The sequence below is a fragment of the Chitinophaga sp. genome (assembly GCF_036569185.1).
In the GTDB taxonomy this organism is placed as follows: domain Bacteria; phylum Bacteroidota; class Bacteroidia; order Chitinophagales; family Chitinophagaceae; genus Chitinophaga.
On sequence record NZ_DATCRD010000308.1, the window covers coordinates 1 to 13,088 of the forward strand.

General features: G+C 45.0%; 10 protein-coding genes. 5 read left to right on the forward strand and 5 right to left on the reverse strand.

Features of this window, described 5'->3' with window-relative positions:
* The 5 genes from VIM72_RS23805 to VIM72_RS23825 all read left to right on the forward strand — a co-directional run.
* Positions 1–1,006 (forward strand): RagB/SusD family nutrient uptake outer membrane protein (locus VIM72_RS23805; protein ID WP_332005320.1); only part of this gene is annotated, 1,006 nt, incomplete at its 5' end.
* A 61-nt stretch (positions 1,007–1,067) separates the two neighbouring features.
* Positions 1,068–2,153: a TlpA disulfide reductase family protein gene (locus tag VIM72_RS23810; protein ID WP_332005321.1), complete on the forward strand. Its 1,086-nt coding sequence runs from the start codon at positions 1,068–1,070 to the stop codon at positions 2,151–2,153.
* A gap of 100 nt (positions 2,154–2,253) precedes the next feature.
* The gene (locus VIM72_RS23815; protein WP_332005322.1) at positions 2,254–3,519 is read left to right on the forward strand and encodes a TlpA disulfide reductase family protein; all 1,266 of its coding nucleotides are present in this window, start codon (positions 2,254–2,256) and stop codon (positions 3,517–3,519) included.
* A 10-nt stretch (positions 3,520–3,529) separates the two neighbouring features.
* The gene (locus VIM72_RS23820) at positions 3,530–4,741 is read left to right on the forward strand and encodes a TlpA disulfide reductase family protein (RefSeq protein ID WP_332005323.1); all 1,212 of its coding nucleotides are present in this window, start codon (positions 3,530–3,532) and stop codon (positions 4,739–4,741) included.
* A 197-nt stretch (positions 4,742–4,938) separates the two neighbouring features.
* Entirely contained in the window at positions 4,939–6,351 is a 1,413-nt protein-coding gene (locus VIM72_RS23825; protein WP_332005324.1) for a TlpA disulfide reductase family protein, read from the forward strand.
* Between the two features lie 468 nt (positions 6,352–6,819).
* On the opposite strand, the gene VIM72_RS23830 is transcribed toward VIM72_RS23825, so the two are convergent.
* From VIM72_RS23830 to VIM72_RS23850, 5 genes are all read right to left on the reverse strand, one after another.
* Entirely contained in the window at positions 6,820–7,002 is a 183-nt protein-coding gene (locus VIM72_RS23830) for a hypothetical protein (protein WP_332005325.1), read from the reverse strand.
* A 314-nt stretch (positions 7,003–7,316) separates the two neighbouring features.
* Positions 7,317–8,165 carry a serine protease gene (locus VIM72_RS23835; RefSeq protein WP_332005326.1) on the reverse strand — a complete coding sequence of 283 codons (849 nt, stop codon included), beginning with the start codon at positions 8,163–8,165 and terminating at the stop codon, positions 7,317–7,319.
* A gap of 80 nt (positions 8,166–8,245) precedes the next feature.
* A complete protein-coding gene (locus VIM72_RS23840; protein WP_332005327.1) occupies positions 8,246–9,634 on the reverse strand; it encodes a BT_3987 domain-containing protein in 1,389 nt (462 codons plus the stop codon).
* Positions 9,635–9,640: 6 nt separating this feature from the next.
* Complete coding sequence (locus VIM72_RS23845; protein ID WP_332005328.1) at positions 9,641–11,044, reverse strand: RagB/SusD family nutrient uptake outer membrane protein; 1,404 nt, start codon at positions 11,042–11,044, stop codon at positions 9,641–9,643.
* A 22-nt stretch (positions 11,045–11,066) separates the two neighbouring features.
* On the reverse strand, positions 11,067–13,088 hold a 2,022-nt coding region (locus VIM72_RS23850), incomplete at its 5' end, for a hypothetical protein (protein ID WP_332005329.1).

A 13,088-nucleotide genomic window follows, 5' to 3' on the forward strand; every position in this document is an offset into this window, starting at 1 on the left:
CTATAATGCTACTACTGCGGGTACCGATTTGGGTATACCAAACCTTACTGTGGCAGATGTGAATCAAAAGGATTTTAAAAGAGGAACTTTGCAGGCAGGATATGATCTGGTGATCAGTGATTTGACCGGGTCGTTGCCTGATTTAGGGGCGTTTACACATCGCCGCAAGATTTCCAGGTTGGCAGCAGAATTTTACCTTTCAAGGGTTTATATGGCGATGAATAATTTCGATGCCGCCAAAACACATCTTGACGCTGCGTTTTTAGAGGTTCAAAAAGCTCAGATTCCTATGAAACTGTATGATTATACAGTGGTTCTGGATCCGGAAAATCCAGATGCAGCAGGGTCCTGGTTTCCGGAAGGATTTTTAGGTCTGTCCAATGTCCCTATTGCAGCCAACAATACAGAAATCATTTATAATATTAATGCAGGTTGGTTTCAATTTCGAGCTGTTAATGCATTTGTTTTTAGCCCGCAAACCGCTGCCTTATATACTCCAACTGACAGGCGTCTAAACTTGTATTCACCTTACAAATTGTCTACAACTACAGCATATCCACTGGGAATGAGGCGCCGGAATACAAATTTCTTTGACGGAATAAATGTCGGACCCTCGCTACCTGATTTATATTTAATGCGTGCAGAGTGTAAGGCCAGGTCAAATGACCTGGCCGGGGCAGTAACCGATTTGGAAGTATTGCGCGCCAAACGAATTGCTGGCACAGCCGCCCTTGTTCCTTCCAGCATTGCTGCAAGCCAACAAGCGCTTGTGAAATTTATTTTGGACGAACGCATTCGCGAATTCGCCATCACTGGTTTGCGCTGGCTGGATATGCGCCGTCTTTCTGTCGACCCGGTATACAGCAATCACATTGATTTTACGCACAGGATTTACGGGCCGAACGGCGTAGTGACCGCTACGTATCAACTTAAGCCTGAAAGGTTCGCACTTAAATTTGGAGAGCGGATGCTTAACGAAAACAAAGGTTTAGAAGAAAACCCATAGCATAAATAACAGTTAACAAATTGCTGCCGGCATAGGCAGCAATTTGAAATTCAACAGAGATATGAATAAACTAATGATCTGGGCAACAGCTTGTATGTTGCCGGCATTGTCAAATGCCCAAACCACGTATCACATTAAAGGACAGTTGCCAACTGGCTACCAGGCAATTAAAGCGGTCATGTCTTACCCGCCTGATGATAAAGGTGGGGAATACAAATCGGACACCGCGCTGATCAAAAATGGACAATTTGGATTCAGCGGCAAGATCGGAAGGCCTCAACTTGCGGAGCTCAACTTAATCATGCCTCGTTCTAAGGTGAAGCCGGACCGGCAGAAATCGTCTGATGAAAGTAGCAACATGAAAAATGTGGCCTTATTTTACCTTGACGGGGACATCAATGTAACCTTCGATCGTGAAGGAATGGCGTCCTATACGGGTGGGGGAAATGAACAAAAAGCATGGGAGTACTATGGGAGTGAAGTTAGCAAGCGATCAAAAGCTGCAGATAAAAACACGGATGGTATAGCGCTTTTTGCCGGTGCGACCAGGGAGGTGATCCGTATCTATCCCGACAGTTACGTTAGCGTTGATCTATTGGATATATTTACTCAGGCAGCCATTAATCCTGACCTTGTCGGGCCGATGTACGACGGATTGAGCAAACGCATGCAGCAATCTGAGAAGGTACTGAACTGGAAACCGAAATTAGACAAGGCAAAAAATCTCGTAAGTGGAAATGTTGTAGCTCCCGATTTTACCCTTAATGATACAGATGGTCATCCCGTCTCCCTAAGCGCTTACAGGGGTAACTATGTTTTAGTTGATTTTTGGGCGAGCTGGTGTGTACCTTGTCGCCAGGAGAACCCCAATGTTTTGGCTGCCTACGAAAAGTATAAGGATAAAAACTTCAAGATACTAGGCATTTCGCTGGATACTGAAAAAAAGTTGTGGCTGAAAGCCATTAACGAAGATAAGCTCCCCTGGAAACAGGTTTGCGACTTTAAGGCTGAACAAGGTAAGGCAGCAAAAGCCTACGAGATCTCTAGTATACCTTCCAATGTATTGATCGATCCCAGCGGAAAAATTGTGGGTAAAGACCTCAGAGGTGCTGAGCTTCATAACCGCCTGGCAGAATTAATCAAATAAATATCAAATGATGATGAAACCATCATAGGCAGGCCGGCTTATAAATCGCAATGAACAGGCTTATGATGGCTTCATAGCAATTTTAAAAAAATATATACTGATGAAAAAAATCATCTTTTTGCTTTTAATGATTTCCAGCACGGGCTGGGCACAGCAGACTGCAAAAAAAAATAAATACGGGATCAATGAGTTCATGCTGATAGAGAAGGTTGAAGACCAGGAAAAGAAATACAATGAGGTGCTGAAGGAGCCTGCTGAAAACCTGACCCCTACTGCCTTAAATGATATGCGTGCGGAACTGGCTTACATGTGGTTGGCAAAGGGCAATATAGAACGTTATAGATTTTATAAATCGTCCAAGCCGAAATTTTCTTACCGCCAGGCGCTTTATCTATCCTATGCTGTAGAAAAATTGCTTGATGAAAAACGGCAGTATGAGGATGCCGCGCAAATTTCCCAGGAGCTATTAAATGACGGGATCGCTGAGAAAACTTACGTATTGTTAGAGGTGAACGCGGCCGCCAATGCTAAGCTGGGCCATGTAGATGTGGCAAAAAAACAGATAGCCAGGTCAGATGCTGAAAAAGGAAGCGCCGACCGGCTAATTAAGTATTTTAAGGATTCACAATCGAATTATCTGAACCGCCTGGCCATCGTAAAGTTGGCTGCGGGAGAGCATCAACAAGCTTATGATATCCTCGTCAAAGCTTTTAGAGAGGCCGAGAGCAACCCGTATATGGTAGATACATTTAAAGAAGCATTTAAAAAAGTAAAAGGAACTGAAGACGGATTTGAAGACGAGCTTCAATCACTGAAAAAGGAAGCTTACCAAAAATACTATAAAGAAGTTGAGAAGTCCTATGTAGCGTCTGCACAACAAACACGGGATGGAATCATTCCTGACCCAAACGATGCCAGTAAAAAATTGATCACCTTCCGTGCTACAAAACCCGTTCATGGAGTTACTATGAATAACCTCGAGGGAAAAATGGTTAATCTCGGTGATCAAAAGGGAAAGATCCTTGCGCTGGATTTTTGGACTACGCTGTGTACGCCCTGCGTTGCGGCTTTCGCCGGATTTGAAAAAGTGGTTGCCGATTACAAGAAAGATGAATTCCAGTTGTTCGTTGTGAACTTATTTGAGGACGATCAGGCCGTTAAGGCTTTTGCTGCACAGAAACCCGTCAGACTTGACGTTTTAAGGGATGAAGAGAATAAGGGTTACGATGTTCGCGCAACGCCAACTAAAATCGTATTCGATCCGATGGGGAATATCAGGTTCTTTGCCACCGGTTATGCCGGTTCTACCGACCGGGAATACTATAAGCTGAAAGCCATGGTCGAAATCATAAAAGCACATAGTTAAACGAAAGGATATGAGAATATTAGTTGTAATGATGATACTGACGACCACGTATGTATACGGGCAGCAGTCACAAAAGGAGATCGCTAAAAAATTTAATGCCCTTGTAAATGTGGAGGACCAGGAGCGGTTCTATAATGAACTCCGCTTGAAATATCCTGCTGACCCGGCAAAGCCAGCGCCGTATAGTGAATATCGTGCGCAGCTGGCGATCGACTGGCTGAGAAAAGGGAATATTGATAAATATCATTTCTACAAGAATACCAACCCCAAATTTACCGCAATTCAATTGTTTCAGCTTTCTAACCTGCTGGAATCATGGGTAGACAACGATCAGCATATTGAATGGGTACAACAAATTTCAAAACAGGTATTGGACGAAATCGCACTCAAAAGACACGATGATACCTTTGGCCGGAACTTGATTTTGCTCGAAGTGAATGCCGTGGCTAATGCAAAGCTCGGCAACCTGGCTATCGCGATGGAAAATATCAAAAAGTCGGATGAAAATGCCACGTTCAGGAAAATACCTTACTTCAGAAATTCCGATGCCAATTACCTGAACCGTCTGAGTTTAATCTTAATGGCAGCCGGCCAACATCAACAGGCATTTGATACCTTGTCTAACGCGGTGCGTACGGCCGTATCCACGCCAAAAACAGTTGCCAGTTTGAAGCTGGCCTACCAGAAGGTAAAAGGCAATACAGCCGGAATGGACGAATATATTAGTTCACTGCAGGAAGAAGCCTATCAAAAAATTGTAAAAGAAGTCGCCGGAGCCTGGATGGCTGATACTAAATCAGTACCGGGTATCTCTTTAACAGATATGAATGGCAAGGCCATTAAGTTATCTGATTACAAAGGTAAAATTGTGGTGATTGATTTTTGGAGCACAGCTTGCAAGCCATGCGTTGCGGCATTTCCGGCATTTGAGCGTGTAATCGACTTGTATGGTAAGGAACCCTTTCAGTTGTTTGTGATCAATGAGGGGGAAAGCCCGGATATTGTGAAACCCTTTATGGAAAAGAATGGGTACAAACTCGATGTGTTATTTGATCAGGACGAAACAATTTTCAAAGCGCTGGGCGCATTGGGCACTCCTCAGAAATTTATCATTGATGCGAAGGGAAACATCAATCAAACAAGCATAGGTTATGGCGGTTCAGATGACAAGGAATTTTATAAGTTGAAAGCTATGGTGGAACTTGCAAAAGTAAAATCCTGACCGGATCATGTTAAAGGGTTTACAACTGAGTTTATTCAGCCTGTTTTGTTCTCACAAGCAGTAACGGACAATCTAATCCGGCAGCTGGAAACATTGAAAAGCTCATAGCGAATGTGGTTGATAAGGCAATGGCAGGCAGTGCTGTTGATACCTGTAGCCACACTCTCACGATTTTTAAAAACATTAACAAATAGCAAATGAAAAAAATAATTTTTACTGTACTGATGCTCAGCTGCCTGGGCACAGTAGCGCAACGAAGCGGGAAAAATGATACAAATTCTAAACTAGCGTCATTAAAGCATACAAAAAATAAGGCGGTCCTTAACCAAAAGATCAAAGCGTTGGAAAATGGTTCCGATCAGGATTTGTGGACATTGATCCAGTATTATGATAAAAATGAAGTTAAAAAAAATGCGGTAACCAGGATGCTGCTTCAAAAGTATCCCCAAAGTAAAAACGCCCAAATGGCAAGAATCACTTCCTTTCTTAAGATCAAAGGAATGGAAGACATAGAAACTCATATGCAAAGCATGATCAAAGACTACCCTAATGTTAATTTGGATTTGGAAAAAAGCTTTGTGGCCAATATGTACGCTAATGAGATGAATCCTGCGAAAACACTGCAATATCTGAACTCCATTGATGATGCGGGATTTCGATTAAAGGCCTTAGTGATGGCCACTGAGGAAATGGCTGCAATAAATTCTACAAAGGCCATGGAGTTTGCTTCCGGTGAACTGGAAAACGTCAAAAAAATGAAAGATATGGCAGCCTTAAGTGGGCCGCTGAAAGTAGATCCCAAATCTGCTTATGATGATTTTATTAACCTCTATGGTAAGCTACTCTTCAAAGCCGGAAAGAATGAAGAAGCCTTCCGTTATACTGCTGAAGCTTATCATAACATGAAAGAAAAGGACGGGGAGCTGGTTGAAAACTACGCTTTTCTGTCCAGCCTGAACGGCGACTACGTACAGGCTTTACCCATATTGGCAAAAGCAGTAGCGGCAGGAAAGTTTGAGCAGAAGTACATTGACCAGGTAAAAAAAGGTTATACAAAATTGAATCCCGGTAAGGATGCGGATGCCTACGTTCAGGGGTTAAAAAATATATTTATCAAAAAAATTAAGGCAAATATTTCTTCAATGATGGTTCATGAAGCAGCACCTGATTTTACGGTAACAGATGTGAACGGGAAAAAAGTTTCGCTGGCGGATTTTAAAGGCAAAACCATTGTGTTGGATTTTTGGGCAACCTGGTGCGGTCCATGTGTAGCGTCATTCCCGGCTATGCAGATCGCTGCAAACCGCTATATTAATGACCCGGAGGTAAAATTTCTTTTCATTTATACCTGGAATAACGTACCGGATTTACTGAATGATGGCAAAAAGTTTCTGGCCAGCCGTAATTATACATTCGATCTGTATTTGGATCCGAGAGATCCAGACACCAGGCATAGCGCAGCTGCAGATGCTTTCAAAATTGATGGGATCCCGGCCAAATTTATCATTGATGGTAATGGAAGGATCAGGTTTAAAGTATCAGGGTTTGAAGGGAAGGCTGAGGCCGCGGCAGAAGAAGTTGTACAGATGGTTGAAATGGCGCGCAAATAACTATGGCCAGATTCATTATAGCCGGCGTAAAAGATATCGTCAATCTACTATTAGTTTCAGTGATATGTTTTCCTTGAAAAATAAGTTGACTAATGTATAGGTGCCTGTTACTATCTCAGTAAGTTGTATGGTTGTTACGCAACCACTTGAAAAGCCGCCTCCAAAGTCGGCGATTTTGTATGAAACAATCGCTTGGAACTCGCGATTATATATCTTCAAATCTGGGAATAATTGTAATGAAATCGGCAGGCTAATGGCCTGCCGATCTTAAATAATCCAATATTAATTTACGATTCAATCAACTGAACAAGACTATTTTGGAACCGCACTTTTACTTCAGCAGCTACCTTTTTCATCATTTTTTTTTTTCGGCATTACTTAGCGCAGCGGCCCCTCTTGTATCATTAATTAACCTCATTTTCCGATAGAAAGTTGGGGTACTCCACGTTGAAAATTTTTAAACCGGGATTAAATTCCCAGTAAATTCTCTAACTGCTCCAGCGAGAGGGAAATGTCTCCCTGAAAAAGGAAATCATCAAGACCCAAATTAATATCAATGCCAAAGAGCCCTGGTCTTCCCATTCCTTCTGTCATAACTCTCGGTTCATTTCCAGGAAGCCTGGTAAAGCCATTAATAGATAGTTTTTTCATAATTGTAATTTTTAAAGTGAGATAATTAGAAATAGAATGTCTCCTGCCGGATTTGAGGGAAACAAACTGTAAGAACAAAGTATTCGGTTACTGACCGATCCTCTAGTAAAATATACAGGATTATTTTTTTATTTCCCAATTTTTAAAATTTCACGATAGGTATCGGAAATACATTATTTCACTACCTCAGAAATGATGCACATTTCATTTAATTCGTTCTGAATACATATGCCTGTTCTTCCGGCCACCTGGCAATCACCCATCGCGCTGGTGCCGCTGTTGGTCAGGTAGAAAAGGCGCCTTCATCTATCCCATTATATATTCAATAGTTTTTTTATTGTGCTAACAGGGATTGTTTCTTTAACAACCATCTGCAACATCTCTCTCCTTTGTCCATCTCCGTATATGTTCCGTGTGCTGGAAACCATTCCTATCAGCTGTCCCGATTGATTGAAGATAGGCCCCCCGCTCGACCCCACCGCGTAGTCGGCTGTAATTTCCATTCTGTCCATTTGTGCTGTTTCTCCTGACACATTCCTGGCAACCACGCCCTGGCTGTAGTAATAGAACATACCTTGAGGATGGGTGATAGCGCAAGCGAAACTGCCTCCTTCTGCAGAAGCGCCCAATGGCACAGGGTCCAGTTGCGTTTTATCGATAGCCACGCGAAATATGGCCACATCTCCTTCTTTGGAGTATGCAAGGACTTTGTCGAGAGGATATATTTTTCCGGCTATCGTCGATACATAATACAGGCTGTCTCCCGCCAGGCTGTCAGGGGATTTCTCAATCAGGTCAGCCAGCACATGATAGTTGGTGACGCATACGCCGTCTGAAGTAATGGCAAAGGCCGTTGCTATAGGTCCCTTGTGAGTTTTATTGCAGTTACCACAATTATAGCACTTGCCTACTACCAATACGCCCTGCTTGCGTTTATTGAACAACGCTTCCCCCGCCAGCATTTTGTTGTCTGCTGATGTGGAAAGATTCATTTTTTCAGTGACAGGCAGGTTGTTTTTCAGCAACTGAGCTTCCCGGGCGATTTCCTTTACCGGCTTGAATGATTTGTTGTCCAGTAACTGCTGGGCCGAGTTTTCCATTTGTTCGGTAAATGCCTTTTCATGCGTATACGGTATCACGGTTTGTCCATTTGTGTACCGCATGAAAGCGAAGAAAAAAATGAATGATAAGAGCTTTTTTGAAGTGTTTTTACACATGATGAGATGATTTTAAAGTTTAGGTACTATTTCAATGCGTTCAATTCCGAAATAACTTTATACGTCGGATCGGTGGATGCTGTAATATTGAACCGGAAATACCTGGCAGAAACTGGTTGCCTGAACCATGCGGTTTTGATATCCGGGAATTGCCCGGATGAATATGAGCTGGTTGGCAGTCCAAGGTAAAGGCATGCTGTTTTCCAGCTGCTGCCATCGTTGCTGGAAGATATTTCTATTGCGCGGGCATCCCATTTCGTCTTCTGTACGTAAGAGGGCGTAAAGGAGAAGCCCCGGACAGTTTGTACCTGTCCCATGTCCAGCGTGATAATTCCTTCCTCATTAGGATCGGATATCCATTCTGTCAGCAGTGACCCGTCCAGCAGGTTGCTGGCTGATCGTATACCGGAACCACTGATTGTCCATCCGGTGCGACTTATTGAATTGGATGCATCGATCCTGGACTTCGGCGCGGTAATATAAATGCCGCTATAGGTTTCATATGCCCTTGCACTGTCTTTCATCTTTAGCAACAACATATAATCATGATACGGATCAATTTTAGAGGAATCACTAAGCCTGCACTGGAAACCGGAAGAGCTGTCGCCCGCAGGTATGTTTACTGTTTGCGGGCATTCAAAAGCGCCTTCCGGGAAAGGTTCATAGGCGGTGTTATGTTCCAGGTTATATGCATCAATAAATGCCTTGTCGGTAACTAACTCCAGGGGTACCTGGATGTCGCGGTTTATTGGCTGGTAAAGCGACAAACGGAGGCTGATGGGAATTTGCGGACGATCTTTAAAAATTGAGACATTGTAGTAATAGACGTCTGATAAGGACACTTTCAGATCTGTTACGAGGACTTTATATTGGATAAACACCAGGCTGCTTTTCAGGCCGGCATTTGAAGAACTGGTTTTTAACCTGACAGGGATGGTAAAGATAAATGTACCTGGCTGCTTTAAACCGGATACATCCTTCAAGATCACTTTGATGGAGTCGTTGGATTGTGTTTGGCCTGCCTTAATTGTTACTTTGTTATTCCCCGTTGTGGTAAACATTCCTGCCTGAAGCAGGGGAGATGCAGCCTTGTAGATGCTGTCAAACACCTTAGCTAACCGGGGATCGTCATCAACGGAGGCTGTTATTTCCATATCTGCCGGGGCCGGAGCGGCGAGTATCACCGGAAAGCAGGTGGGAGATTGCCTGGTATGCAGGCCAACGTTTCCCAATACGCTGTCGCCTTCGTTTGTGGGTACAGTAATGCTGGGAGTAACCAGGTTTTTAAGCACATAGGTAATCAGTTCATCTTTCACCGGCGGATTATCTTTTTTGCATGCGTTGAAGCCTATACAACAACCTGCCATTACGATGGCAGATGATACAACAGTATCTGTCAATTTGGACACTTTCATTGGGCGCTATCTTTCATTTTGAATAATGGAGGGGTTGTTGGCGATCACCTTCGGTGTGAAAGGCATCAGGTACCTGGGCGAGAGGGCCGGGAGGGTGGCTATTATGCTGTCTGTAGCAGTAACTCTTGTAAGGTCCAGTTTGAACTTTGGGTCCCTGTTCAGTCTTTTAAGGTCAAACAATCGCAGGCCGCCATGAAAAAAAAGCTCCCGCCTTCTTTCCCCGAGCACCAGGGTGAGGGCATCTTTACCGGGTGAAACAGTTAACGGGGTATAGTCCGCCGCATTAAACCGGGATTGTCTTAATTGGTTTAACAGGGTTATTGCGCTAATGTCATCTCCTTTCCTGCACAAGCACTCCGCCTTAATGAGCATCATTTCAGCCACCGTCAGGCTATAATTGAATTGCATAGAAGGAAGCTCATCATCGATATATTTTTGATACATGACGTGCTTTCCTATGCGCTGCCCATTATCAAAGTTAACAACAAACCGCAGGTCCGTGGAATCAAAGAGATCTGCCAGGGCGGAACTGGTGTATATGGCCTCATTAAACCGCCGGAAATAGGGTTGGTCAAGGTATACCCTTGCCAGCAACACTTCGGGATTCTTTTCCTGGTCCTTAAGGGTAAATGGTTTGTCGGCGGTAGCATAATCCAACAGCGTGCTCCTGATCTTTAGCGCTCCATCCGCAGCGTCCAGTGCCTTTTCATAGTCGCCCATCAGCAGGGAGGTCCTGGCCAGCATGGCATATGCCGCCGCCTTGCCGGGATGGATCACATCTACGCCAAAATCCGGTAGAGAGGCTGTATTTATTGCCACCTGAAGGTCCGTCAATATTTGATCATAGACTTCCTTTACGGTGTTCCGCCTGGGTTGTTCCGTGGCATTCGGATGAAGTACGAGCGGAACTGCGAGGTCCTGCCCTGCGGTGGCAGGCCGGTAGTCTGGTCCATAGATATTGGCCAGCTGAAGGTAATAATAGGCCCGGTTGATGCAGGCCTGCGCTTTTACGATGGTCTTTCGTTCTGCGGAGTCGCCAGTGGCTTTTTCGATATTGTCCAGGATAACATTCATGGGCAATATCAGTTTGTAGGTGTCATTATACATCGCGTCGTCATCGGAGGGTTGCCATATCGTGGTGGCCCAGGCGTAAGTATTCATGTAATAAGCCGCCGCAATATTCCCCGAATTCATTACTTTATCAGAGAGCCATATATCGTCGCTCACAAAGTCGGCAAGCATGTAATTGGGGATAGCGAGGCTACTGTTATTGAGTATCTCCTCAAAGTCGCGCACGGTGCGGGGATTAATGTTCGTTGTGTTGTCCGGCCGTACATCCAGGAACTTTTTGCAGCTACTGACCAGCAATACCTGTGATACAACAAATATGAACCGGAAGATTGGTTTCATTTGCATAGTGATTTTTTTCGCGTTAAAAACTTGCATTAATGCTCAGCACATATTGCCTGGGCTGGGGCAAACCGATCACCCCTGTGTTACTGACAGTTTCAGGGTCAAGGTGGTATTTGTTCCAGGTCCATATGGCCACATTTAATACCTGGGCAGACAATGTCAGGCTCTTAACGTTCGTTTCTATACGCTTTCCAAGAGGAAAAGTGTAGCCGAGTTGAATTTCTCTCAGCCGCACATGGTCGGCCGGCATAAGGCTGTTGTCAGAGCTCCTGATAAGCAGCTCCCTTACCGGGTCAGGTTTGGCAATGGCCGCGACATCTGTAAAGGCCTCGTCACCCGGTTTTCGCCAACGGTCCCTGATGGCAACGTTCCTGTCGGGCTCTGTTGTCAGTACCGGCATATATCTTCTCATTATATGCCCGAATTTGAACTGCGTCCTTACAGCGGCAAAGAAAGGGCCGATGCGCAGGTTCTGGTTCAGCGCGCCGGTCCATGGAGCAACCGTTCTGCCCAGATATATCAGCGAAAGGGAATCCGGTGTAGTTACCTTTGTATTCTTTGGATCGTAGACCTGCGGGTTACCGGCTTTGTCCAGCCCTGCCCAGCGGAATCCCCAGAGGTTATCAGCGCTATAGCCGTTATGCTGGGCCGAGAGGTAGCCGGAGGTTAGCGTAAAGTTCACAGGTGGCGCATCAATCACCTCGTTGATATTATAGGCGGCATTTGCTGTTACCGTCCATTCGAATTTTCCGCGGCGGATGATGCCGGCCATGATCGCCATTTCCACCCCTTTGTTGGCAGACTTGCTGTAATTTAGTTTTGAAGACAGGCCGGTAGCCGGGTCGGTAGGAGTATTTCCATTTACAAGGCCTGAAGTAGTTTTGTTGTAGTAACGCAGTTCAGTCGTGAACCGGTCGTGCAGCGCACCGGCGATCAGCCTTACTTCCCTGTTGATGATCTCGGGCGGCAATATCCCCAGGGTATTGTTGGCCGGCATACTGAACCCTCCGCCGTCTGAAAGTGAATTCGCCTCCATAACGGTATTCATGCCCTGGTAGGAGTTGATGTTCTGCAGTGCTGCTTCCACCCGGAGGGTGCTCATAGCGGGAACACGGAAGTAGGGCTCACGGGCTATGTCATATATGGCGCGGGCATTCCATTGTCCTTTTTTGTCCTGGTTATTCCCCGTGTAATTCAGGGTCAGCAACACCCGGTTTTGAGATAAGCCCAATTTCATTCCGCCTTTCAATTCACGGTATGTTTGACCGCTTAATTCTGTCTTGTTGACGCCGGATACGATAATGGCAGCATTATTCCACAGGGGTTGCAATTGCCTGCCGGCATTAATCAGCACCGGCGACAGGCGGGCAGCCCCGGTTTCTGAAGCGGCAACATTCAGCTCCAGCTGGCTGATCCAGGAGGCTTTGAAGAACGGTTCCCGCCTGATATTCCAGGAACCGTTGATGCCTTTCGAGGTAGTGGATGCGTAGGCGGGAGACTCCCCGGGATTGGGTATGAACATGCCGGTGTAGAATGTTCCGAATGAAAAACGGTCCAGGTAGCTGTAATTAACCCTGGTATTCATGGTGATATTCCGGTTGTAGCTGTTGGTGGCGAGCGTAGGCACCAGCAATTGAGAAGGGTCCATGGAAGTACCACTATAGTTTTTGAAACTGGAGGAGGGTCCGGTTAAAACAGGAAGATGGCGGCCTGTTGCAGGATCATACCCGTAAAACGTGTATGCAGGGAGACTGGCATTTTGCCCATCAGTGATACCGCCATCTATATTAACAGACAGGTGATGAGCAGTTCCGAATGTATGGTTGAAATTCATTCCTGTACGTATGTTGAACATTTTTGTACTACTCTGTCCTTTTTTCAGGATATCTCCTTTAGGTAGGTGAAAAATAACATCGGTGATATCCTGGTTCTTATCATCAAGGACTTTTTCCCCATATTGATTGATCAATGACCTGCCCTGGCTGGATGCCGCTGCGGTGTAGTCGGTGGTGTTTTTTCCTGACCGCTGGTAAGTTACATT